Raw genomic sequence first — 26,034 nt, forward strand, 5'->3', positions numbered from 1 at the left:
CCCGGATTTGAAGGATTTGGCTCTCTCGCGGCCTTCAGCCGAATCTCGATTTGGCTTTGCAACAAACCGGTTCCCGCGCCGTTAGTCAGGCCGGAACAGGTCAGCGGGCAAGGGCTCTTCAATGGCAACGGACGAACTGGTCAAGACGACGACGGGCATCGCCCATCACGGCGCCGAGCGGCTGCCGTCGGTGGACATCGACAGCTTCAACATCGAGATGAAGGACGAGGACGGCTTTCTCGGCGACCGCGCCAGCAAGGGCGCGTTCCGCGACATCCTCGACCGCTGGCGCAAGCCGCTGCGCAAGACCGGCGAGGACCCGTTCGGCAAGGAGCCGTCGGAGAACATCAGCAAGAAGACGCTGGATGCGATCCTGGTCGGTGACGACACCGAGGCCTCCGCGCTGGTGCATAGCGCCATCGAGGATTTCGCCCAGGAGCTCGCTTACGTCACCCGCCGCTTCCTGAAGACAAAAGCCTGGGCCAAGACCGAGCGCATCGTGGTCGGCGGCGGTTTCCGCGATTCCCGGCTCGGCGAGCTCGCGATCGCGCGCACCGAGATCATCCTCAAATCCGAGGACTTCAAGATCGACATGATGCCGATCCGCCATCACCCGGATGAAGCCGGCCTGATCGGCGCGCTGCATCTGGCGCCGTCCTGGATCTTCGAGGCCCATGACAGCATCCTCGCCGTCGACATCGGCGGCACCAATATCCGCTGCGGCCTGGTCGAAACGGCCTGGAAGAAGGCAAAGGACCTGTCGAAGGCCAAGGTGGTGAAATCCGAGCTGTGGCGTCATGCCGACGACGAGCCGACGCGCGAAGGCGCGGTGAAGCGGCTCACCAAGATGCTGAAGGGGCTGATCACGGAGGCCGAGAAGGACGGCTTCAAGCTCGCGCCCTTCATCGGCATCGCCTGTCCCGGCGTGATCAACGCGGACGGCTCGATCGAGAAGGGCGCGCAGAACCTGCCGGGCAATTGGGAGAGCAGCAAGTTCAACCTGCCGGCGAGCCTGCTCGAGGGCATCCCGCAGATCGGCGAGCACGACACCGCGATCCTGATGCACAATGACGGCGTGGTGCAGGGCCTCTCCGAGGTGCCGTTCATGCAGGACGTCGATCGCTGGGGCGTGCTCACCATCGGCACCGGCCTCGGCAATGCCCGCTTCACCAACCGCCGCAAGGAGAACGGCAAGGACGCGGACAACGGGAAGAAAAAGGACAAGGACAGCAAGAAGGGCGACTAGCCGCTCCTTCTCCCTGGGTGCGATCGCCGCCACGGCGGAGGTCCACTCCCTCTCCCGCCTGCGGGAGAGGGCCGGGGAGAGGGTGCCTCCGCGTTGGGGCCCCCTCCGGACAAAAGCGCCCGCCGCGCCGTCGGCGCGACCGCCGAACCGTCCCCCCGAGTAACCTTGACCGGTTAGGTTAAGGACCGGATTGCGTTGCGGCGCGCCCGCCGCACGCTAGGGTCGAACCGTCGCTTCCACCTGGCCGGCGAAGCCGCCCTTCCCAGCCAGAATTTCAATGAGCGGCACCGGGACCGCCAGTGTTTACCGCGTCTGGCGGTCCCACCCCGTTTTTTCCAAGCATGTTCTGAATCCGGCCTCCGCCCCACCGGCGCTGCGCCCCCTCCCCCGCCTGCGGGGGAGGGCTGGGGAGAGGGTCTCTTCTGCGCTGGGATTGCCGATGGCATTTGCCCCATTGGCCGAGATCGTCCGATGCTCCCTCGCAGTTCCTCCCCCAAGGCAGAAGCGTTGTCGCTCAAGTGGGCCTCCGATTCGCCCGACAAAACGCCTCAACCCGGCAATCCGCACCACCTTTCCGGAGCATTCGTGCCGGGAAGCCCGGGCCGCGGCCGAAACAGGCAGCGGATTTTCCCCTTTCGCGCCTTGTCTGGCCCGCCATCCTCGCCTATTAACGCCCCCAACCACAGGGGCCCTGCCTCTACATGGCGCCTTCAGGAGAGGTGGCAGAGTGGTTGAATGCACCGCACTCGAAATGCGGCATAGGTGCAAGCCTATCGGGGGTTCGAATCCCTCCCTCTCCGCCAGTATTTGAGTTGGCTTGCCTGACTGGCGCACATCCATCGCGTTTCGGCCAAGGCGGTCGAGCTTGGTAACCCCAAGGACATGCACAGCCTCAGTAGTTTGCGCCAGACCGCTCTGCTTGCAGTCTTTGGGCCTTGGGCAGTCCGGACAAGATCGCGTTTTTATGTTCGCGCAATGGGGCCGGAATCTCGCACATCGGTTCGGTGAGTGAGTGGTCGACCCGATAAAGAACCCCCTTGTCCAGAAGCGAGTGAGCATCGCTGAGGATGTGGATCTTCAATCGGGTCACTCCGCTCTGTAGAATTTCGCAGAGAAGTTCGAACTCGCGGGGCGACAGGGAGCTGATGTTAGCTCTCAGCTCCTCCATCTCCCGAGCGCCGGCACGTCGCCGATGCCGGGCTCGCTTGATCGCGTTGATGATGCCAGCAACAATCGAGACGATTGTGAAGCTCGCGCCGGCAGCGATACCGAGGGTAGCCCATCCAAGATATGACGTGAGCACGCCCTGCTCGGGCAACGAGAACCTGTGCAATAGGACGATTGCTGCTCCCGCAATCGCCATCGGGATGCCGAGACGCCAGCTGCTATCAATCAGCATGCGGATCAGTGATGCGATAGATTCCACGGCCCACCTCGTACCATCTAGCGTGCAAGACTTAGCGTAAGAGCTTCCGGTGGTCTCAGTGCAATCAGCGCTATCCACGATGACCCGCAGGTTCTCAACGTTGACCCCAGCCTACGGCGAATTTCGCGGGAGAAGCATCGGGTGTGCTGCAGCGCAATCTATCCGTGTCGTTCAGCTTGATGTATGCTGACAGTGGTGGCGCCGCAACCGGGGGAAGCAGGGCCGGCTTGTTGGGGGGCGAGGTGAAAGTAAGTCGTCTGACGATATCAAATTTCAGAGGTGTGGCCCGCGGCGTTGTGCACCTGGCAGGGCACACACTTCTGGTCGGTGGAAACAACGTCGGAAAATCGACTGTGTGCGAGGCCCTTGATCTCGTTCTGGGGCCGGAGCGCCTTTATCGGCGGCCTGTCATCGACGAACACGATTTCCATTGCGGCCGATATCTTGATAACGAGAAAGAACCAATCGAAGTCCGCATCGAAGCGGTTCTCATCGATCTTCCACAAGAGGCTGAACTTCGCTTCCATCGTCATCTTCGGCGATGGGACGACGATGCTCGAGACTTTGCGGATCAAGGGGAGGGCGGCCCGGCTGCTGGCGACGGCGGCCAGAAGCGCTGGGCTCTACCCGTAGTGTTCATTGGCCGCTACGATAAGGCGGAAGACGATTTCGTCGGTAACACGTTCTTTGATCATCCAATCGAGCTTATCGAGGACGATGAACCTGCCGAGCCAGCGCTGGGTACTGGCCGCAGACTGTTCGGGCGAGAACACAAGCGGCTTTGCGGGTTCGTCTTCCTGCGCACGCTGCGCACTGGAGCGCGCGCGCTGAGCCTCCAACGTGGGTCTTTGCTCGATACAGTGCTCCGCCTCGGTGGAACCGGGTTGGCGGACATGTGGCAAGATACGCTCGACAGACTGCACGGGCTAACACCGGCGATTGGGGAAGTGCCCCAGCTAAAGCAAATCCGAGCCGACATCAGGGAGCGTATGGCGCGCTTCGTGTCCCTGGCGCCAGGTGATAATGCCACCGCCTTTTTCGCGTCAGAACTCACGCGGGAAAATTTGCGTGAGGTCGTGCGGTTGTTCATCGCCGCCGACCCTGTCGGTCACAGCGTACCGTTTGCGCGCCTGGGCACCGGCTCGATAAACCTGCTGGTATTCGCGCTGCTAACGGTGATCGCCGAGCTGAAGGAAAAGCAATCAGTCATCTTTGCAATGGAGGAGCCGGAAATCGCGCTGCCGCCCCATACGCAAAGAAGGGTAAGCCGCTTTGTGCTCACGGAGATGGGGCAGGCGATCGTCACGTCGCATTCGCCCTATGTGATCGAGCAGTTTGAGCCGCAGGACATCGTGATCCTTTCTCGCCAGTCGAACGGTGTGCTGGATGGTGAGCCCATTGACCTTGGCGACTTCAAGACCAAAAGTTTCAAGACCGAACGCAGGCAATTCGCAGAAGCAATCCTAGGGCGCGCTGTGCTCGTAGTTGAAGGTGCTTCTGAAGCGGCACTATTTCCTGAGGCCTCAACTATCCTGGAAAGGACGCTCGGCCCCGATGCTTACATGCATCTCGATTTCGCAGGCATCAGCCTTTTCAGCGCCGATGGCGACAATGCAGTGCCAAAGTATGGACCGGTGTTTAAGGCGCTCAACAAGCCCGCCTACGCCTTCTACGACACCCCGAATAAGCCCTTTGGCGCAGAGGCCGATTCCAAGCTTGGCGACTATGCTGCACATTGGCAGTCGCCAACCAAAGGCATTGAGGCTCTGCTCGTTTCTGAGACTGAGTCGAAAGTTCATCGTCGTTTTCTAGAAGCAGCAGGCGCACGAGACGATTATCCGAGCCAATGCGGCGTTTACAAGCCAACGGTCGATAGTGATGACGCTGTGCGCGCGTTAGCGACCGCCGTTCTTAAGGCCCGCAAGGGAGACGCCTATGGATATACGGCTCTATTCATCCGGCAGTGTGAGTCGGGCGACCAGCTTCCAGCGACCATCAAGAAGGTATTGCTGAGCATCGATGCGGCGATGAAGTCGCCTTCGCTTAAAGATGATAACGATTTGTTCGGTGATATGCTCTGAAGATCGATCTTGACCAGAAGCGGCTTGATATTCTTGCGGAGCCAGGACATTTGCTCGTCATGGGCGGGCCAGGTTCTGGAAAGACGACGATTGCGCTGCTGAAGGCTCAGAAGATTATTCCGACACTTTCGGCCGGTCAGGAAGTCCTCTTCCTGAGCTTCTCCCGAGCCGCCGTCCGGCAGGTGTTGACGCGTTGCAAGTCAATCCTGACCCGCAATGAGCGCCAGGTTATCGAAGTACAAACCTATCATTCGTTCTGCCTGGAATGCCTTCGGTCCTATGGGCGCCTATTGAACGGCCTGCAGACGCGTATCATTTATCCTGATGTCGAGCGGCTCGAACGCGCCGAGTTCGATGGCGATTGGTCTCAGGAACTAGCGCGCCGGGCGGAGGCCGAGGGGATTTTCGTCTTTGACCAGTTTGCTGGGGCGATGGCCGATATCGTCGAGGGCTGCGCTGCTGTTCGGGCACTGCTGGGTCGCAAATATCCTCTGGTCATCGTTGACGAATTCCAAGATACCAATGATGACCAATGGCGCATCGTCGCCGCACTGTCGCAGGTAACGAATATCTTCTGCCTTGCGGATCCTGATCAAAGCATTTTTCAGTATGACCCAAAGGTAGATCCGCTGCGGTTGAAGAAAGCGCAGGCGTTTTTGAAACCGAAAGCAGTCGATTTGGCTGGGGACAATCATCGCAGCCCGAACGGGGGAATTCTGGCCTTCGCCGACGCGGTGATGAATAACACGGCTCTGCCGTCGCCATGTGGTGAGGTCACCCAGCACAGTTACCCGCCCAGAGGGTTCGGCGCCACGGTGCATGCCGCAGTGATCTGGATGTTCAGTAAGTTGGCAAAGGCAAAGATCACCAATCCGACCATCGCCGTACTGACACGCAGTAACCCACTCGTGGCAGACATTTCGATAATCCTGGGGCAACAGCACACCTACAAGGACCAGACCCTCAAGCCGATCTCGCACGAGGTGATTTGGGACGCCGAACTGTCGGCTGCAGCGGCTGTGGTGCTCGCCTCTATCCTAGAGTGGCCACGCCAAAATGTAAGGGACGCTCAGGCGCAGACGCTCAGGCTCGTTTCAGCTTATTACCGGTTAAAGGCGGCGACTGATGGCACTCTGTTGGCCAAGAACCTCGGGCGCCAATTCGGTGAGGCCGCAACTGCAATATCGATCGGCGGTAAGCTCAGGACAAAGAAGACAAAAGAAGTCGCCGCAGCGGTCGAGGCTGGCGTCCATCTAGTCGGCGATCCGGTCACCGACTGGCGGGCGGCGAGCCGGGTGCTTGCGCAGACGCCAGCGCTTGTCGAGATACAGCGTCAAGTCCGGCTCATTCGGCTGTTCCGTGCTACGGACGCGCTCGGGCAAGGCTTGGCTGACTCATGGGTCGCCACCGGTGGCTACGCGGGCACGACCGTGCTGGTGAAGAAAGTGCTTGACAAGGAACGGCTCATATCAGCTGAGCAAGATCCCCAAGGCGTGTTAGTTATGAACATTCACAAGTCGAAGGGGAAGGAGTTTGACGGTGTGATCCTCGTCGAAGGGGCGTTCAAGTCGTTCTTCTTCGACGACCGCAGCGAAAAACCGCCATTCCCGCAGAGCCGACGATTGCTGCGCGTTGCGATTACCCGCGCACGCCAGCGGGTTGCTATTATCAGACCTTCGAATTCTGCGCCGCTGTCCGTACTTTGACGCTTCGGTGAACAGATGGGGCGCTAAGTGTAAATCCAAGCGCCGGAACTTTCCGCATCAAAGAAAGCGACGTTCTTAATGCCTGCTTTTTCGAGCATGCTTGACGCTCTATCGATCATCTTCTGCTCACCCTTGTAGACGCTCACCGCTGCGCTCTTGGCTTTCGTCGCGACGCGCTGGATCAGGTGCTCATCCTGAGGCCAGAATCCCAACCCGTAGAAGACAACGGCATCGCCGAGAGCGCCAAGCACCTCGATGTGCACCCGAGATAGGTAATTCGATCGGCGGATCGCTGTCAGCTTTTGCTCGGTGGTCCCCTCGCTCACAAACAACGGGGTGACCACCCCTTGCTCCCACTGCTCGGTAATTGTCTGGAGCAGGTTCTCACCGCCGGCCGCGATCTTTATCTCGCCGCCTTCGGCCTGGGTGCCCAGGCAGAGGTTGCCATGCGGGTAAAAGTAAAGGGTAGCGCCCTCGGCCCTGTAGGGTTCCCTGAGGGTCTGCCAGTCGTCCCGAAAGGTCGCGTTGCCGAAGCCGTCTTTGAACCACGAGCCGAAGCCATTGTCGTTGTTCCACATTGCGGCCCAATAGAGCAGCAGATCATAGTTCGCCGATGCCACCGTCTGAAATTCCATCAAGAAGGCCCCGATCGCGGAGAAGTGCTTTTTGACGTCCTCGTAGGCCGGATGGATCGCATGGACTGTTGAGATGAGGGATTTGCGCACTTCAACGTAGGCTGCATCGACGCGCTTGTTGTCAATCTGCAGGGCTTTGTTGACAAGGGTGGCCTGCCAAAGTCGCCTAAGCACCAGCTCGAAATCCTGAGACTTGAACGAGGAGAAGACCTCTTGCGTGTCATCAGTGAGAAATTTGGCGTCTTTTGCGGCCTGGTAGAGGGATCCGTAATTGAAGCTGCCGCTCACCGCTATGCTGGCCCCATTCCCGATGAGAACCCCTTGCGTGAACTGCTCCTTGATGGAGGCCCATTTATGAATAGTCGTCATGACGTTTACCTGCCCGAATGGTGCACTAGTGCGTGGGTTGATCCGACTTCAAAAGTTCGGAAGCGGTTAATTGGTAAAGCGGCAATGTAGCCGGCCTAGCGCGCCAAGCAGCACATTTTGTACTTCAGCTCGCTACCGCACGGACAAGGCTCATTGCGACCGATCTTGCGTGCCATCGCTGGTTTGCTGGAACGGGGAGGCGGGACAAACTGTGCCGCTTCTAAGGAAGAGCCTAGCGCGCCATTGATTGACTTTGAGCCGGCTGAAGAAATCGGCCAGCTGATAAAATTTGGCTGCACATCCTAACAGTTGCGCGAGATGTTCCATAACAGTCGAACCGCGCGCACTGTCTCGATGGCGAACCTCGGGGCACATAAAAGCCCGAGCTAGCGTCGACCGCGCAACTCCGTCGCGCCTTCGAGAGGACTGGCCGCAACCCGCCTATCGTCGTGCAAATTACTTCGGGGTCGAAGGCAAGCGCCCCCACTACCGTTCCCCAATCCCCGCCCTCTCAACCACCCGCTTGTTTCGCGCCGTCTCCTCCACAATGAACGGCACCAGCTCGGCTTGCCCCTTGTCGGCGATCGAGACCTGGCCGTTGGCGGCGAGGTCGGCGGCGATGCCGGGGTCGGCGAGCACGGCGGCGAGCGCGTCGGAGGGCTTGCTCACGATTTTCGGGTCGGTGCCGGCGGGAAGCGAGACCCAGGTCGCACCGGCATTGATGGCGTCGGGCGAGCCGGCCTCGAGCACCGTCGGTGCGTCGGGCAGCGCGGCCATCCGCGCCGCGCCGGTGGTGCCGAGCACCTTGACCTTGCCGGTGTCGATCAGCGGCCTCAGCACGGTGAGGTCGTCGAAGGAAACGTTGAGGGATGCCCGACATCATGTCGGTCATCTGGCTCGCGCCAGACTTGTAGGGCACGTGGGTCAGCTTGATGCCGGCGGTCGATGAGTTGCCTTCGGCGAAGACGCCGCGCGCATCGCTTCCCCAAAATTTGCCCGACGGGACAGCAAATCGGCCCCCCGTAACCCATTGATCTCACAGCCCCCGCCTACTGTGCATGGGGTTGTTTTTTGCATTTTTTATTGTCCGGGGCATAAGACCCCGGCCGCCCCATCCCCTTGAACCCACTCCCCGCCCGCACCGACCCAGCAATGCCCCGCCATCAGGCGGCCCCGAGGTAACCCACCCCGATGTTCGAGAAGACCTACCGCGACCGCCTCAACGCCGATCTTGCGCGATGGGAGGCCGACGGCGTGATTGCGCCGGCGGCTGCCGCCGCGATCCGCCATGCGCTGCCGCCGCTGCCGGCGGGCATCAACATCGCAATGGTGGTCGGCATCGTCGGCGGGCTGTTGATCGCGGCGGCGTTCCTCGCCTTCGTCGCCGCGCACTGGACGGAGATCGCGCGGCTGCTGCGGTTTGCGATCCTGATCGCCGGCATGGTCGTGACCTCTGCCCTCGGCGCCTGGTTCGCTGCGCGGGGGCGCGAGGTTCTCGCCGATCTCTGCGCCAGCATCGGTGCGATCATCTTCGGCGCGGGCATCGCGCTGGTCGGCCAGATGTATCATCTCGGCGACGACTTTGCCGGCGGCATGCTGCTGTGGTCGATCGGCGCGTTGGTCGCGGCGCTGCTCACCGGCTCGCGCGGGGCGCTCGCGGTCGGCCTCGTCGCCGCCGGCATCTGGACCTGCATGCGAATCCAAGATTCGCCCGACATCCTGCATCTTCCGTATCTGGCGGTCTGGCTGATTGCCGCGGGGCTTGCGTTCGCGTGGAATTCCCGCGTCGCGGCCCACCTCGTCGCGCTCGCGGCGCTGCCGTGGTGGATCGCCACCTCGCTGCGCTTCGATTTCGACGGGCCGCAGCCGTCCTTCGTGCTCGCGAACGGCGCGGCCCTGCTGTTCGGCGCCGGGCTTGCGATCGCCGCCAGGTCCTCGCCGCGGGCGCTGCAGCTCGGGAGCGTGCTGTCGATCTATGGCGCGTTCTCGCTCGCCGCGGCCGCAATCCTGGAGGTCACGACGGTCGACGACATCATCCGCTTCCGCACCGGCGCGGGATCCGCCCAGCCGCCGTGGGCGATCCTGTGCGGAGCGGCCGGCGTGGTCCTCGCGCTCGTCTCCGCCACGCTCACCAGGCGCAAAGGTGAGATCCTCGCAGCCTGCGCGATCGGGCTCGTCTTGCTCGCCGCGCCGCTCTGGCCGGTCTCGACAGGCGGCGAGCCGTGGCTCGCTTATGCCGCGCTGCTGTGCGCCATGCTGTGTCTCGTCGTCTCCGGCGTGCTCGACGACGTGCGGCCGCGCATCGTGGCCGGCTGGCTCGGCATTGCCGGCGTCATCGCCGGCATCACCTGGGCGGTGAAGGGCTCGCTGCTCGCCCGCTCGGCGTTCCTTGCGGCGGCCGGCATCGTCGCCGTCGTCTTCGCAACGGCGCTCAACCGCGCGCTGCCGAGGAGTGCACGATGAACCAGCTGGTCACATCCATATCCGCGCTCTGGCAGCGTATCCCGAAGCCCGTGCTGTTCGGCGTCGCTGTGCTGCTGCAATGCCTGCTGCTGGTGCTGATGGTCGTCGACCGCGTGCAGATCCTGCGCGAAGGCACCGAGGTCACGCTGCAGACCCAGCCGGTCGATCCGCGCGATCTCTTGCGCGGCGATTATGTCGTGCTGCGCTACGACATCTCGCAGGTCGCGGCCGGCGCGCTCGCCGGCAAGCCGGCGGAGTCGCGCACCCCCGCCGTGTTCGTCAAGCTCGCGCCCAATGCCGAGGGCGTTTACGCCGCCGTTTCCGCGCATGCCGAGCCGGTGCCGGTCACCGCGCCCGAGGTGCTCATCCGCGGCCGCGTCAGCTATTCCTGCGGATCGAACATCCGCACCTTCTGCGACAAGCTGACGATCAAATACGGTCTCGAAAGCTATTTCGTGCCGGAAGGCGAGGGCGGCAAGCTCGAGCAGGCCCGCAACCAGCAGAAGCTGCGCATCGTCGCCGCCGTGCTGCCCTCAGGCCGCGCCGCCATCAAGCGCCTGCTGCTCGACGGGCAGCCGGTGTACGAGGAGCCGCTGTATTAGGTCGCCTCGTGCGCGCCGTGGCAATGCTTGTAGCGCTTTCCTGAATTGCACGGGCAAGGATCGTTGCGTCGCAAGCCTGCAAACTCCCCCGACGTCTCGGCTTCCTCGGGCATCTTCGAGAGCGAAGCCGATGAGGCGTCCGAACCCGCGGTCGCCATTGCCGGGGTCGGTGCGTTTCGGCGGTTCAACAGCCACCCGACGAATAATGCGGTCACCACGAAACCGCCCAGCATCGCTATTCCCATCTTGGTGTCGTTAGCCTGCTTGCGGTCCCGCTCCTCGGACTCTCTGGCCGCCTGCTGGCGCTGCTCTTCTCGCTCCACATACCATTTCGCGGCGGCTTGAAGGGCCGTCGTCGGAACGGTCCAGCTCACCGATGTCTTTTCCGGCCGTGAGAGCATGACCGCCCGCGACAGCAACGCCATCTGCGACGGCGAATTGCTTTCAGAGCTGACCCGGGTTGCCGTCACGCGCGATGCGAGTCCGAGCGACACCCCGCCGCACACCGATGAGACCAGCGTCATCCGACGGTTGCCCTTGGTCTCCTCGATGGTTTCCCAACGCCCAAGGCCCGGAAGTGTGTCGGGCAATTCGACGTGATCGATCTGATGAGCGTCGATCAGCCGCGTGAGTTCATAGTGGTGGAGGCTCCGCTCCTTCAGCATGTGTGCGATCGCGAAATGCCGGTAGATATTGTACATGTCGCGCCAGATCGGCTCGGCCCGGATGGTCTCCTCCATGCGGGCGGTCCAGTCGCAGGCGAACTCCCTGGCGATGGGATCTTCGTTGCCGTTCTTGGCACCTGCATCCGCGTTGGCATCGGCGTCGCTGAGGATCACCTGGGCTGATTGCAGCGACGCGACTTGATAGTCGTGTGCATATTCGAACTTGCCGGGCTCGAACCAGAACCGGCGCCGGCTGCTCCAATCGCCCATGGACGTGCCGGCCCGCAGCATCTGCCGCGACTGATTGAGCCGGCGCGCGAAGGTGCCGGGCAGGGGCGGATCGACAGGCAATTGCAGCGTGCCCTGCGAGACTTGCTTCATGCGATAGTCGGCTTCGACCAGCACCTTCGTCACGCGACAATGCCTGGGTAGGGAGTCGACGCGAACCTTTTGCGGCTGTTGAGAGCACATCCGCAAATATTGTTGCTTCGCGGCTGCATCCCGCCCCGAAATCTGGTCGAGATTCGGCGTTTGATCTCTGTCCGGATCCAGCGAGATTCCCGGCTCGATGTTGCCGTACTTCCTGGCGGCCGACCTGATCGCGACGATGAGATCGTCGAGATAAAGATCCGGCTGGCCCTTCTCGGCAACGCCGCAGAGCAGGATGTCGTAATCGTCGTCCTGGCAGACGGTATCGATCCGGGTCAATCCGGTGAGCCGCTTCGACCCGCCCGCTTTCGCCCGCTTCAAGGCTTCGCGCAGCGAGACGGCGACCTCCGCCCTTATGTCCGTTTTCGAAACCGTGGCGGGAACGCTGCAGGTCTTGTCCGCCGCCATCGCAGCCAGGGGCTTTTGCAGGACTAACGCGCTCACTCCTGACGCCAGAAAACCGCGCCGATCGACAAGCACCCTGTGCATCATGGAGCTCTGTTTCCCCCGCTCGACAAATGTTGAGGTTAAGTATCCGGCTTCCGCAAATTGAGGACCTTGCGTCTGAGCTCGCTCAGGTCGCTTTCCGTCCCCGTCGGAGCCGCTCCGATGTGCACACCGCCGACGGGCGCCGAGGCTGACGGATGAGCTGGGCCGCCGACGTTTGCCCCGGATGGCTTCGAACCGATTCCAGGTGAATTCGAGCTCGAGCCAGCCGGCTCGCCGGAGCCGCTGACGCCCGACTCTCTGGTTGGGAAGGAATGTCCGCTCGGGGAGGAATTTGGCTTCCTGGCACTGGGAGCCACGCGCCCGCCACCGTCACCTGACACGTCCGATTCAAGCGGCGTGCGCTGATTTCGCCAGCGCTGAAACTCCTGCAACTCGCGAGCGGCGGCGGCAGCGCTGTTCAGCCGCATCCTCTCCTCCTGGGGACTTTCGTAGTCCGGCCGGGTCGTGAGATTTTCTCTCAACGAGTTCTTGTGAATGCATTCTCCTTCATCGTAGCCGGTGCGCGCGACGTACTTCCCCTCTCTGTCGCAGTCCATGCATTTCTTATACAGGCCCTGCAGTTCGACGGAGATGTAGCTGCAGTTCCATCCGGGACCGTGCTTCTTCTGCAGGGTCTCGGCCTGGGCCGGAAAATAGCAGAGTCCAAGAACGGCAATCGCCGCGAGAATGAAGGTGCGCATGAACGTCGTTTAACTAATGATGGGACCGGACCCGTGGCCGGCTAAAAATTTGCAGTTCGCAGCTTAAACCAGCGCAACTGTGCCGCAACCTCTTTCTGTCCAATTGGCGACTATCGGCCTTTCAGTTTGCTTAATTCCGTTTCCGCGGATCAGGCGCCATTGTTCCGGGCCTGCTTTTTCAACGCCCGCCGCAGCACGTCCCACACCAGGGGATCGTTCATCTGCGCCACGTTGAAGCGCATGAAATGCGAGGCGGTCTGCGCCACGCTGAACACGTTGCCCGGTGCCAGCACCACATCGTCCTCGAGCGCCGCGCGCGCGAGTTGTGCGGCGTCCTGCCCGCCCGTGAGGCGGCACCACAGGAAGAAGCCGCCGCGCGGCATCAGCCAGGGTTCGATGCCGATCGCGCCAAGTTTTCGCGCGACGTCACGGCGGGTGCTCGCGAGCTTTTGCCGGAGCTCGTCCATGTGCTTGCGATAGCCGCCGCCGGCCAGCACTTTTGCGATGATGTCCGTCGCGACCGGGCTGGGACCGCCAAAGCTGGTTGCGACCTGGAGGTCGACGAGATGCTCGATCCAATCGGCCCGCGCGGCGATGTAGCCCGAGCGGACCGAGGCCGACAGCGTCTTGGAGAAGCTGCCGATGCGGATCACGCGATTGAGCCCGTCGAGCGCGGCAAGCCGTGGCGAGCGCTCCGGCTCGAGGTCGCCGAAAATGTCGTCCTCGATGATGGTGAGGTCGTGCGCGGCGGCGGCCGTCAGCAGCCGGTGCGCCGTCTGAAGCGACAGCGTCGCGCCGGTCGGATTGTGCAGGGCCGAATTGGTGATGTAGAGCCTGGGACGCTCAGTGGCGAGGATCTGCTCGAAGCGCGCGATGTCCGGGCCCGTCGGCGTCATGGGCACGCTGACGATCCTGGCCTGATGCGCCCGCAGCAGCGCACGGAAATTGAAGTAGCAGGGATCGTCGACCAGCACCGTGTCGCCGGGACGCAGCAGGAAGCGGCAGACGAGGTCGGTGGCTTGCGTCCCCGAGCCCGTCAGCATGAGCTGATCGACGGACGCGTGAATCGCATCCTCGGCGAGGCGCGCGAGCAGCAGCCGGCGCAGCACAAGTCCGCCGCGCGTGCTGCCATAGTCGGTCAACAGATCCGCATCGGTCCGCGCCAGCGCACGGATCGCGCGGCGCAAGCCAGCCTCCGGCATCCAGCTCGCCGGCAGCCAGCCGCAGCCGGGCTTTGGCACGCCAGCTTCGGCATCGAGCGATTGCCGGGAGACCCAGAACGGATCGACCTCCCGGTCGCGCCGCGGCCCGGCTTCGGCAAGCGCAAGCGGCGGCATGATCGCCGGCGCAACATAGAAGCCCGAGCCGCGGCGGGCGCGGATCAGGCCTTCGGCGGCGAGGCGGTCATAGGCTTCCACCACCGTGGAGGGCGAGACGTTCATCGCTGCGGCGAAGCTGCGGATCGACGGCAGTCGGTCGCCGGCACCGAGCGCGCGGCCGGCGACCTTGGCGCGGATCGCGCTCATCACGTCGATGGTCCGCGTGCCGCCGCGTCCCCTGGTTTGCGCGTCGCTGTCCAAAGTGTATGACCTTCCATACCCACACAGTTTTGCCGGATTGTACTGGATTGTCGCTGGTCTCGCCACCGCCGAGGGCTCAGTGTCGCGACACAGGAGAATGGGACGGCGATGCAATCTGCGGGCAGCGGCTGGGGCAATGGACTTCTCGGCGTCATCATCTTCAGCGGCTCCTTGCCGGCGACGCGCGTCGCGGTCGGCGGCTTCTCCGCGCTGTTCCTGACCTCGGTGCGCGCGGTCATCGCGGCGTTGATTGGTCTTGCCGTGCTCGGTCTGCTCCGTCAGGCGCGGCCGCAGCGCAAGGATCTCGTCTCACTCACGATCGTCGCCGCCGGTGTCGTGGTCGGCTTTCCCCTGCTGACCGCGCTCGCGCTCCAGCACATCACCTCCGCGCATTCGATCGTCTTCATCGGCCTGTTGCCATTGTCGACAGCGGTCTTCGCCGTCGTGCGCGGCGGCGAGCGACCGCAGCCGCTGTTCTGGCTGTTCGCCGGTCTCGGCAGTGCCACGGTGGCCGGCTTTGCCTTGTCCGGTGACGGATCGGCTTCGTTCACCGGCGATCTCCTGATGGTGGCGGCGATCGTGCTGTGCGGCCTCGGCTATGCCGAAGGTGCGGCGCTGTCGCGCCGGCTCGGCGGCTGGCAGGTGATCTCCTGGGCGCTGCTGCTTGCGCTGCCGCTGATGCTGCCGGTCGCGCTTCTCACCTGGCCGTCCGCCTGGAGCGGCATCAGCGTGCCCGCCTGGATCGGGCTCGCTTATGTCTCGATCTTCAGCATGTTCGTCGGCTTTATCTTCTGGTACCGCGGCCTCGCGCTCGGCGGCATCGCGCGGGTCGGCCAGTTGCAACAGCTCCAGCCGTTCTTCGGCCTCGCGCTCGCGGGGCTTCTGCTGCACGAGCCCGTCGCCTGGAGCATGATCGCCGCGACCGTGCTCGTGGTCGCCTGCGTGTTCTTCGCGCGGCGGTTTGCCTGACGGCAACGTCAGCTCTGTCGCCTGCCCGATTGAGCCTTTTCGATTCCGGGAATTCGCGCGATCTGCTCGGCGAGGAAATCGACCAGCAGCCGTACCCGTGCGACGCCGGAGCGCTCCGGTACGATCAGTAGGCTCAGCGGGACGGGAGGCGGCGAATAGTCTGCGAGCACGCGTTCGAGCTTGCCGGCCGCGAGAAGATCGTGGACGAGCCAGAGATGCGTGGGTCCGATCCCGCGGCCGGCCGCTAACGCCTCTCGCGCGGCAAGTCCGTGATCCACGCGCAATCGCCCCGTGAACGGGACCTCTTGGCGTCCGCCGCGGCGGCCTTGCAGCACGAGCACATCACTGCCGGCGACGTTGGACATTCTGATTCCCTGGTGGCTTGCGAGGTCCTGCGGACGCGCGGGCGTGCCGCACCTCGCCAGATAGTCGGGCGCGGCAACAAGCAGCCGCCGCGACTGCCCTAGGGATCTGAGCTTCATCGAGCTCTCGGCGAGCGGCCCCAGGCGGAGCGCGACATCGACACCTTCCCTCACGAGGTCGACCCGTTCGTCCGTCAGGTTGAGATCCACCGACACATCGGGATAGCGGTCCTGGAAAGCGAAGATGAGACGGCTGACATGGAGCACGCCGAACGCCGCGGTGCAGGATATCCGTATCGTTCCGGCGGGCGCGCCGCGGGCGCTGCGCGCCTCGTCGCCGGCGTGCTCGACCAGGCGCAGGATCTGCACGCAATCGGCATAATAGCGGCGCCCCTCCTCGGTCATCGTCACGCTGCGCGTGGTCCGCGTGAGCAGCGGCACGCCCACGGCCTGCTCCAGTTCCCGAATGTGCCGCGTCACGCTGGACTGCCCAACACCGAGCTCGCGCGCGACGGCCGACAGGTTTCCCCGCTCGGCGACCCTCACGAAGCTGCGCATGCGCTCGAGGCTGACCTCCGATCTATCCATTTTTCGGCATGATCCTATCCATTACCGTCATCTAGCGGATTGCAGGGGGCCGCGCTAGCTGCGGGACATCCTCAACGAATGGTGCCGATCATGAAGGTATTGATAGTTTTTGCGCATCCGGAGCCGCGTTCGCTCAACGGCTCGCTGCGGGATGTTGCGGTCCGAGAGCTCGAGGCGCAGGGCCACGACGTGCGAGTGTCGGACCTTTATGCGCAGGGCTGGACCTCGGCCATCGGCCGCGCCGACTTCCCGGCGCTGCCGACGGATGCGCGGCTTGCGCCCGCTGCTGCATCCAAGCAGGCTTTCGAAAGCGGCACGCTCACCCCCGACGTCAGGGGCGAGATCGAGAAGTTGCTATGGGCAGACACGCTGATTCTGCAATTCCCGCTGTGGTGGTTCAGCATGCCTGCGATCCTCAAGGGATGGGTCGATCGCGTGTTCGCCTATGGCTTCGCATATGGTGTCGGCGAGCACAGCGACAGGCGGTGGGGCGATCGCTATGGCGAAGGCAAGTTGGCGGGCAAACGGGCGATGCTGATCGTGACGACCGGCGGCTGGCAGGAGCATTACTCGGCTCGCGGAATCAACGGCCCGATCGACGACCTCCTGTTTCCGATCCATCACGGCATTCTCTACTACCCGGGATACGATGTCCTTCCGCCGTTCGTCGTCTACAAGGCCGACAAGCTCGACGAAGCCGGTTTCGACGCGATGGCCGAACGTTTGCGGGAGAGGATCAGGACGCTTGCGACGGCCTTGCCCATTCCGTATCGGCGCCAAAACGGCGGTGACTACCTGATTCCAAGCATGCAGCTGCGCGCCGGGCTCGAGCCTCCCGCGGCGAGCGGCTTTGCGATCCACCTCGCGCCCGAGGCCAGCATCTCGCCGAGAGACTCGACGAGAGAGGCGCGTGCTCACTTGCCGGTGGATGCCTGCGCCGCGAAAGCCTGAACGCGAAGATTGCAAGGGCAGGCCGGCGAAGGCGCGCGCGATCGACAAGTCTCGCGCGCCTTCAACGACGTGAGCCGCAGGCGAGCTTACTCCATCACCGTTTTCGTCAGCGTCGAACGGGCGAACTTCTTCAGCGGCATCGGCTTGCCGAACAGGAAGCCCTGCACGAGGTCGAAGCCGAGCTCGTTGGCCACGACGAGGTCGGCGCGGCTCTCGACGCCTTGCGCCACGCTGCGCGCGCCATAGCCCTGCGCGAGCTCGACGATGTGGCGGCACACCGTGCGCTTGAGCCGGTCATTGCCGCTGCCGGTGACGAATTGCCGGTCGGCCTTCAGCTTCACGAAGGGAATTCTGTCGAGCTCCATCAGCGCCGGCCAGTTGGCGCCGAGATTGTCGACCGACAGGCCGATGTTGTGCAGGCCCACCTCGCGCGCGACCTCGGTCAGGAGATCGAGGTCGCGGATCGCCTCCTCGCTGTCGATCTCGACCGTCAGCCCGCCGAAGGCCGGATGCGTCGGAACGCGGCGACAGAGATCGCGCACCGCCTGCGGCTCCCTGAGGTAGGAGGCGGGAAGATTGATCGACAGATCGACCGGGCTTTGATGCTCCAGAAGATAGTGCCAGTCCTGCATGGCGCGATCGATCACGAACTCCGACAGGTCGCGCAAATGCGGATCGTGCGGCTCCGGAATGAAATAGGCCGGCGGCACCACGCCCCAGGTCGGATGCCGCATCCGCACCAGCGCTTCGGCGCCGCTGCGGACCAGCGTACGCGCATCGATCTTGGGCTGGTACCAGAGCTCCAGCCAGCCGGCATGCAGGGCTTCGCCGACATGCACGGCTGGGCTCGGCGCCGGTTCGTCCGGCAGCAGCATCGCGACACGCTCGCGCAGCGTCTCCGCGGCAAAGGGCGTGGTCAGCGGCGGCAGCATGGCAAGGCCATATTCTTCGCCGACCTGCCGCACGGCCCTGACGATGATGGATTCGCGCGCGCCGACCGCCAAAACTTTCCCGGCGAAGGCTTCACGCACCAATATCTCCAGAAACCGTCCCGGCTCGATGCCGTCGGTGGCGACGCCGAGCAGGATCAGATCCGGCAATTCGGTGGCGAGCACGGTCTGCAGCTCGTCCGCGCTGGCGCATTCGCTGGTGACGAAGCCGAGATCCTCCAGCACTTCGCTGAGGAAGGCGCGCAAGTGACGCTTGCTGTCGGCCACGCAGGCGCGCGGGGTCACCTTTCGCCGTCCGAAGGTCACAGGCCTTCGTCCGACGAGCTCAACCATCCCATCGTTCATCGTATACCACTCCCGTTCCGTGACGGTTTCTTAAACGGCGAGCGTGGGTCCAAATAAGGTGAGCTTCACATCGTTGTTGAATTATTTGAGTAACGTTAAACCCTGCAACTCGAGCTAATTTTTCGACGAATTCTTCGAAAACAACTCGCATACCCCAGCACCTCACGCGCAACCGCTGCACGCGCATGCAGATCTTCGATCGCGCAACATGGGCGCGACCTGCGCGCCGGCGGACGCTGGTGAGCGATGACGTGATGTATCCTTTCGAAGCACCTGCAACACCATCGGAAGATTAATTTAAGGCGCCATTTTGCGATGCGCGACCGACCATGCGCGACGACGATGGTGAACGGAGCGCCGTCCGCGGACAGTGTGTCAGTCGTCCACCCTAACCAACGAGCGAGGGTGGGCAGGGGACGGTTCGCGTTCGCGCGGTGCGGGCATGTTTCGCCAGCGCGCGCGGAGGTGCTGCGACAACGCGGCCGCGCGTGCCGCCGCGAATGTGAAACGCATCACACGCGTATTGCTGCACTTGCGCTATTGCTCCGCGTAGCCGGTGGTGGGCTGTCGAGGATTTGCGACAATGACGACGCGGCGGTTGATGTATTGGTGGTTTAGGGTCGTGATGTCAGGGCGATTTCTCGATCGCTTCCTGTGCCTGCCTCGCGCGAATTAAGCGCGACGTGCGATATCAGCTCTGCCCGATCAATTTGCGAAACGCTGCGGCGCCGTCCTGCATCGCGTCGCGCCCCTTCCAGGCCAGATAAGTCAGCTTGCCGCCGATCGTGTCGTGGCTGCGCAGCCGGCGCGAGCCGAGAATATGGCCGACATTGGACGGGAAGCGGCTGACCTCGGCGGACACCAGGGCCGCGATCGCGTCCATCAATTGTTGAAGGCGGACGCCCCATTCGCAATTCTCGATGCCGTCGATGCGCACCTTGAGCGCATATTCGGTGTCGTAGATCTCGGCGAGCAGATCGCGCGCCACCAGCACCCGGTTGTGCCGGAGCGCGACACGAAGCGCGAGGCGCTTGTCGTCGAGCCGGTCGAGCACCATGGGGATGACGCAGGCATAGGGCGTGGCGGCGACGTCAGCGGCGCTCTTGCTCGCGGCAGCCTTGGTGGCGAGGCGCGCCAATTGCCAGGACGTCGCGAGGCGCCGCGCCACCAGCGCCAGCGCGAAGGGCAGTGCTTCCGGATGGGCCTTCTTGAAGGCGTCGAGTTGCGCGGTGATCTGGACGACCTGGCCGTCGCCGAACTTCGCGATCTTCTCGGGCAGTTTCTCGTTGAATTTCGGCAGCGCATTGCCGGCGCGCAGCACATGCAGCATCTTCTTGACGTCGTCGAAGGCGCTGCGTGAGGCCGTGTATTGCGCGAGCTTGCCGCGAGCGAATTCGGTGCTCTCCGCCGAAGCGAACGTGCTCTCGAGAACCTTGACGACCTTGGTCTGGAAGGTCGACGCGATCTTCAGGACTTCCTTCGGGTTGTTGGCGACGACCTGGTCGCCGATCGCCTTGATGTAGTCGCGTGCCATGGTCGGCAGCAGATCGCGGCAGATCCACTCCCAGATCGGCGTGAGGGTGTTGCGCGAGATCCGCCCCATGTTGGCGTGCTCGGGCGCGCCGTCGATCAGCAGCAGCTCGAGCGGCGCGAAGAAGTAGCGCGAAGGGCTGGTGGCGCGCGCCTGGGTCGATCCGTCCTTGCGAAATTCGGCGCGCAGTCGCGACTGGATCTCCGCCGAGCCCGGCATGTCGATGCCGCAAAGCTCGAGCCGCTCGAGTTCGCTGAGCAGACAGCTGCGCGACAGCGGCGTCAGCCTCTGCAGGAATTCCGACAGCCGATCGATCTCGTTCATGGCACGCAATCTTTCGCAGCGTTTCCCGCGGGCGTGCGGGCCCAATGCGTGGAGGCATTTGCGCGCTCTCAACCCCAAGAGAAGCAAGTCGCCGTTAATTATTCCGTAAAAACCGGGGGGCGCCCTCGCGGCGAAGGCCGCGGTTAAGGAGTTTTCGCCTGACTGCCTAAGAATTAGCCAGGAACTCGGCGGGAAACTCAACCTCTGCGCGGTCGAGGGCAACATGACTCAAGCACAAATTGTGCCGCCGCCGCCGTTTTAGCGCAAAACCGTCAAAATCACCGTAGTCTTACGGAGCAAAAAGTTAACCACAGAGCGCCCCGGGTTCCGCTAAATGAGTGACATGGGGTCACAGAATGATACGGCCACCGATTCGCGGCCGTCGGAATGGTACGAAAGCAGCGCTGCTCCAACTGAAGAGCTCGATTTCGTCCGCCTGAGCGCCGCCCGGGCCAAGGCGGCCGACGAAATGGCCGCTGCCATCGCCCGCGAGCTCAACGGCCCCCTGACCGCGCTGCTGCTCTACATGGGCGAGATCAAGCATCACAGCGATCAGCTCGCGCCTGTGACCGGCGACCGTGCCTATCTGCAGCGGGTGGTCGAGAATGCGCTGGCGCAGACCGAGCGCGTCTGCGGCCTGGTCAAGCAGCTTGCCGGCCCTGGCAAGGGCGGCTTGCCGATCCCGTCCAGCGTCGAGGACGCGGACACCAAGGCGATGCGCGCACAGCCCGCCCAGCGCGTGCCGAGCGCCGAGCTGCTCGGCCTGGCGGGCCAGAAGCGCCTGACCAAGCGCGAGCGCGAGGTGCTGAGGCTGATCAGCGAAGGTTACTCGAACAAGCAGGGCGCGCTTCGGATGCAGATCAGTCCGCGCACCTTCGAGAGCCATCGGGCCGAGGCGATGCGCAAGCTCGGTGCGCGCAACACCGCGGACCTCGTCCGTGCGGCGCTGCTGCATTCAATCGACTGAGGCTGGCGTGTTGCATTGCCGGCAGGCGGCGCCGGCAAGACCCGAGATCTCTCCCCGGAAGTCCGGAAAGCCCGATCGCGCTCAGAAATAGTCCTCGGCGAAGGGACGCGCGCGCGAGGCGGGGCGCAGCGGCTTGATCTCTTCCCTCGGTCCGTTCGGGATGATCGTGATGGTCCAGCGGGGAGGCATGGTCGATTCTTGCTCCAGCACCGAACGCACGAAGCCGGTCACCGTCGACTCGCCAGCCTTCACCGTCGCCATGCGGCCGTTGAACTGAGCGATGCGGAAGCGGCGAACCTCTTTCTGGTCCGCGGTCTCGTAGGTGAACATGGAAAACCCTCCTGGTTTTCCGGGACTATCGCCACCTATGATTAGCCATCTCTAAAAATCGCACGCCGTAGAAGTACGGCGGGAATGCACGCCCGAGTGGTTAGCGCGGCGGCTCCTGTGCGCGCGCGGCGGCATAGGCGGCATCCATCAGGTCCAGCAGGTCGCGGAATTCGACATCGCCGAGCCTGTCCGCGGTCTTCTCCAGCGCGAGCGCCAGCGCCGCGAGCCTGACATAGCCGAACGTTCCGGCCGCGCTCTTCAGCGAATGCGCTTCGCGCGCGATCCTGGCGTGGTGCTGGGCGAGCGAGAGCGTGCGGAAGAGCCGCAGGCGCGCGCAGGTCTCGCTCCAGAACACGTCGCGCACTTCACTCGCACCGTCCTCGCCGATCTCGCGCACCAATGCTTCGTAGGCGCGCGGCTCGCGTGCGGGTTCGGCATCGAGCACTTGCTGCGCGGGCGCGATGGTGACGTCAAACATGGCCTTGCCTTGATCATTGGTCGTTGTCGCGCGGCACGTCCCGGCGCGAGGGCACCTCGCCGTGTCTACGACATTCGAATTTCAGTTCCGGTAGCGGGACATCAGGTGTTTGCAGGCCGGCATTAGCCGGCGGTTCACCATGCGGGCTGCGGTCAGCGCGCGCCGAGCAGCCGGTCGTACTGGGCCTTGACGGTGGCGTAGCACTCGCACGCCGTCTGGCGCAGGCCGTCGAGGTTGACGAGCTGGATGTGTCCGCGGCTGTAATGGATGAAATTGGCCTGCTGCAAGGTATTGGCCACCAGCGACACGCTGTTGCGCCGCGCCCCGATCATCTGCGCCATGGCCTCCTGGGTCAGCAGCAGGCGGTAGTCGCCCGACAGGTCGTGCGTGTGCAACAGGCAGCGCGACAGCCGCGACTCCACCGGATGGGCCGCGTTGCAGCCCGCGGTCTGCTGGACCTGGACGTAGACCGCCAGTCCGTGGCGCGTCAGCGAGGTGCGCAGGGTGCTGCTCTGATCGGCGGCGATCCGCAGCCGGTCGAGGTCCATCACCGACGCAAGGCCCGGCACCAGCACGATGGCGGTGCTCAACGCACATGCATCGCCCATGGTCGAGAGCGCCCCGAGCAGGCTGTCGCGGCCGATCATGGCGACCTGGACATGTTCGCCCTTGGCGAGTTTCACCACCAGCGAGATGACGCCGCGGTGGGGAAAATAAGCGCGCTTCAGCGTCTCGCCGGTCTCGACCAGCACCGCTTCATGGGGCAGATCGACTGTTCGCAGATGCGGGCGGATCAATTCGTAGTCGTCTGCCGGCAGTGCGGACAGGAAACCGTTGGACGAGCGCACCATCGTTTCCAAAGCTGCCTCCCGTTTCCCGCGTGCTCGTTTCGCGACAAGCGACATCACGTCCTGCACGGGTAGGTTCCATCATGTTCTCGTCGGGATATATTGGCAATTGGGACAAGATGTCCGCCCCGGCGACCGTTCCCCGGATGCTGCATTCACGCCGGCACACGATAGAGGGCTGGAGTCATCCCCACGGCACGGCTCCCACCAGGCGCAGATGTTGGGCCTTTACCGCCGCATAGCAGTCGCAGGACGTCTTCTCCAATGCCCGCAGATCGAGGATTTCGATCTGGCCCCGGCTGTAATGGATGATGCCGGCGCGCTGCAGCGCGTGCGCGACCAGTGATACGGCATTGCGCCGTACGCCCATCATCTGCGCCAGCGCCTCCTGGGTCAGCGGCAGGACTTCACTGTCGGACAGGTCGCGTGCACGCAACAGCCAGCGTGCGAGCCGCGCTTCGACCGGGTGCAACGTATTGCAGAGCAGCGACTGCTGCGCATGCGCGAGCAACGACTGCTCGTGCCGGACTATCAGCTCGCGGAACGGCGCGCTTGCGGCGGCGACCGCGCGGCAAGCCGCTATTTCAAGGGTGGAAGCCGCGCCGGGGAACAGCACGACCGCGTCCGTCGGCGCGATGCCGTCGGCAAGCGCCGCACCTCCGCCCACGACGCTGTCGCGGCCCAGCATCGCAACCTCGATAATCTGTCCCTCGGACAGGCCCACCGTGATCGAAACCGATCCGCCATGCGGAAAGTACACATATCTCAGCGCAGTCCCGGCTTCGCCCAAGACAGACTTCCTGACCATTTCGATCGTCGCGAGATGCGGACGCAGCAGATCGAAACCCGCCACGTCGAGCAATTGCAGGAGCTGATTGGGCGGGCGCCCGCTTGCGGTCATGCAGGTCAATCCGACGGGTTCGATCGACATCGGCGCGGCGTCCGTTCGTCGTTCAGTTGCACGGCGAATAAATACTATTGTAAAGGTTGTGGTGTCGTCCATATACCCGTTAGCGGGCAGACAGCCTGTTTCATTTGCGACGGAAATAAGAATGGCGCGCTGATTCGCTCGCGACGGTGCGCGTGTCCTGCAAGGGCATGCAGGAAAGAGCGGTAAGGGGGCCTTCATGAGCCGGAAGCATTGCACCCGTGCTGGCATCGGATGCCGGTCACCCGCCCCGTCTCGTCCGCCGGACGAGCGCTTACGATCATCCGGCATTGCCTTGAACCTTGGCGCCTGACGACCGCGGATTTTATCTCCGTCGTCTCCGTCTTGCTCGTTCCGCCAATGACGTTTGCGACCATCCCTCTCTTGATCGAAAGCAAAGGAGAACGGCGTGTCCCACGGTTCAATTATTGAATCGCCGAAACCGGAAGCTCATACGGGGACCGAAAGTCTACGCCATATTCTCGTTGTCGACGACGACCCGATGGTATGCATGGCCATCGATGTCTATCTTCAGCGCAACAATTTTCGAGTGACGATTGCCGAGGGAGGCGAAGCCGGCCTGCGTGCCCTCGAACATGGACAATTCGATCTGATGATCATCGATATCTTCATGCCGAACATGCGCGGGTTCGAATCGATCCGGATCTTCCACGAGCGTGCGCCGGTCGTTCCGTTGATCGCGATGTCCGGCTACGCTTTCGCCAACCTGAATTCGCCTGCACCGGATTTTCTCCGGATGGCGCTTGAGCTCGGTGCCGCACGCTGCCTGCGCAAGCCGTTCACGCCGCATGCGCTGCTCGCCGCCATCAACGATTGCCTGGCGGAGCGTCGTCCCGACGGCGGCATGACCTCGGCCGCGCGGTTGGGTTAGCGCGGCGCGGGCCGCCATGGCGACAGGGTAACCGTTCGTTTACCGCATGTGCGGACCTCGCAGGTCGCGGCGACCACGCGAAACAGGGGGCCCGGGTGCGCTCCCGATTGCGGACGGCTCGGGCCGACGTCCCGCAGGCCGTGCCTATCGCCCTTCATGGGCAGGGCTTTCCCGCGCGCGCCGTCTCCCTGTTATCGGCGCGTTTACTGCGCGCCTCCAAGCTGCGGCGGCACGGAGCCGGGTTTGCCGAAAAGCGCTGCCGCATGCCGCCGAACCGCAAACTTCTCTTCAATATCCGTATTAGCACGGAGGATGAAATTAACGGGACTGTGAAAGGGGATGTCTAACGATCCAGAGGAGGGCTTCCGTCCGTGCCAGGGGTGGTTCAGGCGTCGAGGTCCCAGGGTTCAGGTCAGTAAGGCGTAGCTCATGGATGATCTGTTGCGGGAGTTTCTGACGGAGACCAGCGAGAGCCTGGACACCGTGGACAATCAGTTGGTGAAGTTCGAGCAGGAGCCGAACAACGCCAAGATCCTGGATAACATCTTCCGCCTGGTCCACACCATCAAGGGCACGTGCGGCTTCCTCGGACTGCCCCGGCTCGAAGCGCTGGCCCATGCCGGCGAGACCTTGATGGGCAAATTCCGCGACGGCATGCCGGTGACGGGCCAGGCGGTGACGGTGATCCTGTCCTCGATCGACCGCATCAAGGAGATTTTGGCAGGCCTGGAGGCAACCGAGGCCGAGCCCGAGGGGAACGACCGCGATCTCATCGACAAGCTGGAAGCGATGGTCGAGCAGGGCATGGCCGCAATGGCGGCGGGTGCTGCTGCTCCTGTTGCCGAGGCCCCGCCGCTGGTGCCGGAGGCACCTATTGCCGCTGCCGCGCCCGCCAAAGACCTGACCACGGGCACGCTGATCGACCAGACCCTGGAGCGTCCGCTGCGCCCCGGCGAAGTCTCGCTCGACGAGCTCGAGCGCGCCTTCCGCGAGACCGCGATCGAAGCGCCCGCGCCTGTTGCCAAGGCCGAGGCTGCGCCGGCGCCGGCCGCCGAAGCCCCGGCTCCTGCGCCCGCTGCGAAGGAAGCGGCCAAGCCCGCCAAGGAGAAGGCCGCCCCGAAGAAGTCGATGGCCGACGAGGGCGCCTCCGAAGGCGACCGCATCGCCAACCAGTCGATC

General features: G+C 63.5%; 24 protein-coding genes and 1 tRNA gene. 11 read left to right on the plus strand and 14 right to left on the minus strand.

Translation table 11 applies throughout. The annotated features are described in order from the left end of the window. Positions 1–121 precede the first annotated feature (121 nt). Positions 122–1,246, plus strand: a complete 1,125-nt coding sequence (locus RPS27_RS10385) for an ROK family protein (RefSeq protein ID WP_194405468.1) — start codon at positions 122–124, stop codon at positions 1,244–1,246. Positions 1,247–1,959: 713 nt separating this feature from the next. Beyond that, positions 1,960–2,049, plus strand: a tRNA-Ser gene (locus RPS27_RS10390). Positions 2,050–2,138: 89 nt separating this feature from the next. Here the strand turns inward: RPS27_RS10390 and RPS27_RS10395 are convergent. Further along, positions 2,139–2,672 carry a hypothetical protein gene (locus tag RPS27_RS10395; RefSeq protein WP_212068970.1) on the minus strand — a complete coding sequence of 178 codons (534 nt, stop codon included), beginning with the start codon at positions 2,670–2,672 and terminating at the stop codon, positions 2,139–2,141. Between the two features lie 143 nt (positions 2,673–2,815). Here RPS27_RS10395 and RPS27_RS10400 point away from each other — a divergent pair, with 143 nt between their 5' ends. Next, positions 2,816–4,753, plus strand: a complete 1,938-nt coding sequence (locus RPS27_RS10400) for an AAA family ATPase (protein WP_313753986.1) — start codon at positions 2,816–2,818, stop codon at positions 4,751–4,753. Positions 4,754–4,782: 29 nt separating this feature from the next. Further along, positions 4,783–6,459, plus strand: a complete 1,677-nt coding sequence (locus RPS27_RS10405) for an ATP-dependent helicase (protein WP_313753990.1) — start codon at positions 4,783–4,785, stop codon at positions 6,457–6,459. A gap of 23 nt (positions 6,460–6,482) precedes the next feature. On the opposite strand, the gene RPS27_RS10410 is transcribed toward RPS27_RS10405, so the two are convergent. From RPS27_RS10410 to RPS27_RS10415, 3 genes are all read right to left on the minus strand, one after another. Continuing rightward, positions 6,483–7,463, minus strand: a complete 981-nt coding sequence (locus tag RPS27_RS10410) for a DUF4917 family protein (RefSeq protein WP_212068971.1) — start codon at positions 7,461–7,463, stop codon at positions 6,483–6,485. Between the two features lie 95 nt (positions 7,464–7,558). Then, positions 7,559–7,639, minus strand: coding sequence for an SEC-C metal-binding domain-containing protein (locus tag RPS27_RS39710; RefSeq protein ID WP_409517546.1), 81 nt, complete (start codon positions 7,637–7,639; stop codon positions 7,559–7,561). A gap of 310 nt (positions 7,640–7,949) precedes the next feature. Next, positions 7,950–8,303 (minus strand): tripartite tricarboxylate transporter substrate-binding protein, encoded by a 354-nt coding sequence (locus RPS27_RS10415; RefSeq protein ID WP_313753987.1) that lies wholly within the window; start codon positions 8,301–8,303, stop codon positions 7,950–7,952. A gap of 351 nt (positions 8,304–8,654) precedes the next feature. On the opposite strand from RPS27_RS10415, the gene RPS27_RS10420 reads away from it, so the two are divergent. Beyond that, positions 8,655–9,926: a DUF2157 domain-containing protein gene (locus RPS27_RS10420; RefSeq protein ID WP_212068973.1), complete on the plus strand. Its 1,272-nt coding sequence runs from the start codon at positions 8,655–8,657 to the stop codon at positions 9,924–9,926. Further along, the gene (locus RPS27_RS10425; protein WP_212068974.1) at positions 9,923–10,528 is read left to right on the plus strand and encodes a GDYXXLXY domain-containing protein; all 606 of its coding nucleotides are present in this window, start codon (positions 9,923–9,925) and stop codon (positions 10,526–10,528) included. The genes RPS27_RS10420 and RPS27_RS10425 overlap by 4 nt, the downstream gene beginning before the upstream one ends. Here RPS27_RS10425 and RPS27_RS10430 read toward each other — a convergent pair. The 3 genes from RPS27_RS10430 to RPS27_RS10440 all read right to left on the minus strand — a co-directional run bounded on the left by RPS27_RS10430 (position 10,525) and on the right by RPS27_RS10440 (position 14,338). Further along, entirely contained in the window at positions 10,525–12,066 is a 1,542-nt protein-coding gene (locus RPS27_RS10430) for an SEC-C metal-binding domain-containing protein (RefSeq protein ID WP_313753988.1), read from the minus strand. The genes RPS27_RS10425 and RPS27_RS10430 overlap by 4 nt on opposite strands. Positions 12,067–12,149: 83 nt before the next feature. Then, positions 12,150–12,812 (minus strand): hypothetical protein, encoded by a 663-nt coding sequence (locus RPS27_RS10435; protein WP_212068976.1) that lies wholly within the window; start codon positions 12,810–12,812, stop codon positions 12,150–12,152. Between the two features lie 149 nt (positions 12,813–12,961). After that, the gene (locus RPS27_RS10440; protein ID WP_374762369.1) at positions 12,962–14,338 is read right to left on the minus strand and encodes a PLP-dependent aminotransferase family protein; all 1,377 of its coding nucleotides are present in this window, start codon (positions 14,336–14,338) and stop codon (positions 12,962–12,964) included. A gap of 162 nt (positions 14,339–14,500) precedes the next feature. On the opposite strand from RPS27_RS10440, the gene RPS27_RS10445 reads away from it, so the two are divergent. Further along, positions 14,501–15,361: a DMT family transporter gene (locus RPS27_RS10445; RefSeq protein WP_212068978.1), complete on the plus strand. Its 861-nt coding sequence runs from the start codon at positions 14,501–14,503 to the stop codon at positions 15,359–15,361. An 8-nt stretch (positions 15,362–15,369) separates the two neighbouring features. Here RPS27_RS10445 and RPS27_RS10450 read toward each other — a convergent pair whose 3' ends face one another. Further along, entirely contained in the window at positions 15,370–16,311 is a 942-nt protein-coding gene (locus RPS27_RS10450) for a LysR family transcriptional regulator (RefSeq protein ID WP_212068979.1), read from the minus strand. A 90-nt stretch (positions 16,312–16,401) separates the two neighbouring features. On the opposite strand from RPS27_RS10450, the gene RPS27_RS10455 reads away from it, so the two are divergent. Continuing rightward, positions 16,402–17,262 carry an NAD(P)H-dependent oxidoreductase gene (locus RPS27_RS10455; protein WP_249132430.1) on the plus strand — a complete coding sequence of 287 codons (861 nt, stop codon included), beginning with the start codon at positions 16,402–16,404 and terminating at the stop codon, positions 17,260–17,262. An 86-nt stretch (positions 17,263–17,348) separates the two neighbouring features. On the opposite strand, the gene RPS27_RS10460 is transcribed toward RPS27_RS10455, so the two are convergent. Then, positions 17,349–18,557, minus strand: a complete 1,209-nt coding sequence (locus tag RPS27_RS10460) for an EAL domain-containing protein (RefSeq protein ID WP_211415046.1) — start codon at positions 18,555–18,557, stop codon at positions 17,349–17,351. A 691-nt stretch (positions 18,558–19,248) separates the two neighbouring features. Then, positions 19,249–20,412 (minus strand): hypothetical protein, encoded by a 1,164-nt coding sequence (locus tag RPS27_RS10465; protein ID WP_212068980.1) that lies wholly within the window; start codon positions 20,410–20,412, stop codon positions 19,249–19,251. A 343-nt stretch (positions 20,413–20,755) separates the two neighbouring features. On the opposite strand from RPS27_RS10465, the gene RPS27_RS10470 reads away from it, so the two are divergent. After that, complete coding sequence (locus RPS27_RS10470) at positions 20,756–21,379, plus strand: helix-turn-helix transcriptional regulator (RefSeq protein WP_211415044.1); 624 nt, start codon at positions 20,756–20,758, stop codon at positions 21,377–21,379. Positions 21,380–21,460: 81 nt separating this feature from the next. Here the strand turns inward: RPS27_RS10470 and RPS27_RS10475 are convergent, their stop codons facing one another. The 4 genes from RPS27_RS10475 to RPS27_RS10490 all read right to left on the minus strand — a co-directional run bounded on the left by RPS27_RS10475 (position 21,461) and on the right by RPS27_RS10490 (position 23,936). Further along, complete coding sequence (locus RPS27_RS10475; RefSeq protein WP_194405482.1) at positions 21,461–21,709, minus strand: hypothetical protein; 249 nt, start codon at positions 21,707–21,709, stop codon at positions 21,461–21,463. Between the two features lie 100 nt (positions 21,710–21,809). Next, positions 21,810–22,187: an Hpt domain-containing protein gene (locus RPS27_RS10480; protein ID WP_211415043.1), complete on the minus strand. Its 378-nt coding sequence runs from the start codon at positions 22,185–22,187 to the stop codon at positions 21,810–21,812. A 152-nt stretch (positions 22,188–22,339) separates the two neighbouring features. Then, a complete protein-coding gene (locus RPS27_RS10485) occupies positions 22,340–23,038 on the minus strand; it encodes a Crp/Fnr family transcriptional regulator (protein ID WP_211416554.1) in 699 nt (232 codons plus the stop codon). A 181-nt stretch (positions 23,039–23,219) separates the two neighbouring features. Next, on the minus strand, positions 23,220–23,936 hold the full coding sequence (locus tag RPS27_RS10490) for a Crp/Fnr family transcriptional regulator (protein ID WP_212068988.1): 717 nt from the start codon (positions 23,934–23,936) through the stop codon (positions 23,220–23,222). Between the two features lie 436 nt (positions 23,937–24,372). Here RPS27_RS10490 and RPS27_RS10495 point away from each other — a divergent pair, with 436 nt between their 5' ends. Together RPS27_RS10495 and RPS27_RS10500 are read left to right on the plus strand one after the other, a co-directional pair. Continuing rightward, positions 24,373–24,855, plus strand: coding sequence for a response regulator (locus tag RPS27_RS10495; protein WP_212068981.1), 483 nt, complete (start codon positions 24,373–24,375; stop codon positions 24,853–24,855). 429 nt (positions 24,856–25,284) lie between these two features. Further along, positions 25,285–26,034, plus strand: a 750-nt coding sequence (locus RPS27_RS10500; RefSeq protein WP_313753989.1) for an Hpt domain-containing protein, incomplete at its 3' end; no start/stop codon positions are given.

It is taken from the genome of Bradyrhizobium sp. WYCCWR 12699, assembly GCF_032144035.1.
Taxonomy (GTDB): Bacteria; Pseudomonadota; Alphaproteobacteria; order Rhizobiales; family Xanthobacteraceae; genus Bradyrhizobium.

Bases quoted from the DNA above. Each gene is read 5' to 3' on its own strand.
- RPS27_RS10385 (WP_194405468.1), top strand. From the start codon at position 122: ATGGCAACGGACGAACTGGTCAAGACGACGACGGGCATCGCCCATCAC.
- RPS27_RS10410 (WP_212068971.1), bottom strand. From the start codon at position 7,463: ATGACGACTATTCATAAATGGGCCTCCATCAAGGAGCAGTTCACGCAA.
- RPS27_RS39710 (WP_409517546.1), bottom strand. From the start codon at position 7,639: ATGGCACGCAAGATCGGTCGCAATGAGCCTTGTCCGTGCGGTAGCGAG.
- RPS27_RS10420 (WP_212068973.1), top strand. From the start codon at position 8,655: ATGTTCGAGAAGACCTACCGCGACCGCCTCAACGCCGATCTTGCGCGA.
- RPS27_RS10425 (WP_212068974.1), top strand. From the start codon at position 9,923: ATGAACCAGCTGGTCACATCCATATCCGCGCTCTGGCAGCGTATCCCG.
- RPS27_RS10435 (WP_212068976.1), bottom strand. From the start codon at position 12,812: ATGCGCACCTTCATTCTCGCGGCGATTGCCGTTCTTGGACTCTGCTAT.
- RPS27_RS10440 (WP_374762369.1), bottom strand. From the start codon at position 14,338: ATGAGCGCGATCCGCGCCAAGGTCGCCGGCCGCGCGCTCGGTGCCGGC.
- RPS27_RS10445 (WP_212068978.1), top strand. From the start codon at position 14,501: ATGCAATCTGCGGGCAGCGGCTGGGGCAATGGACTTCTCGGCGTCATC.
- RPS27_RS10450 (WP_212068979.1), bottom strand. From the start codon at position 16,311: ATGGATAGATCGGAGGTCAGCCTCGAGCGCATGCGCAGCTTCGTGAGG.
- RPS27_RS10455 (WP_249132430.1), top strand. From the start codon at position 16,402: ATGAAGGTATTGATAGTTTTTGCGCATCCGGAGCCGCGTTCGCTCAAC.
- RPS27_RS10460 (WP_211415046.1), bottom strand. From the start codon at position 18,557: ATGAACGATGGGATGGTTGAGCTCGTCGGACGAAGGCCTGTGACCTTC.
- RPS27_RS10465 (WP_212068980.1), bottom strand. From the start codon at position 20,412: ATGAACGAGATCGATCGGCTGTCGGAATTCCTGCAGAGGCTGACGCCG.
- RPS27_RS10470 (WP_211415044.1), top strand. From the start codon at position 20,756: ATGGGGTCACAGAATGATACGGCCACCGATTCGCGGCCGTCGGAATGG.
- RPS27_RS10475 (WP_194405482.1), bottom strand. From the start codon at position 21,709: ATGTTCACCTACGAGACCGCGGACCAGAAAGAGGTTCGCCGCTTCCGC.
- RPS27_RS10480 (WP_211415043.1), bottom strand. From the start codon at position 22,187: ATGTTTGACGTCACCATCGCGCCCGCGCAGCAAGTGCTCGATGCCGAA.
- RPS27_RS10485 (WP_211416554.1), bottom strand. From the start codon at position 23,038: ATGGTGCGCTCGTCCAACGGTTTCCTGTCCGCACTGCCGGCAGACGAC.
- RPS27_RS10490 (WP_212068988.1), bottom strand. From the start codon at position 23,936: ATGACCGCAAGCGGGCGCCCGCCCAATCAGCTCCTGCAATTGCTCGAC.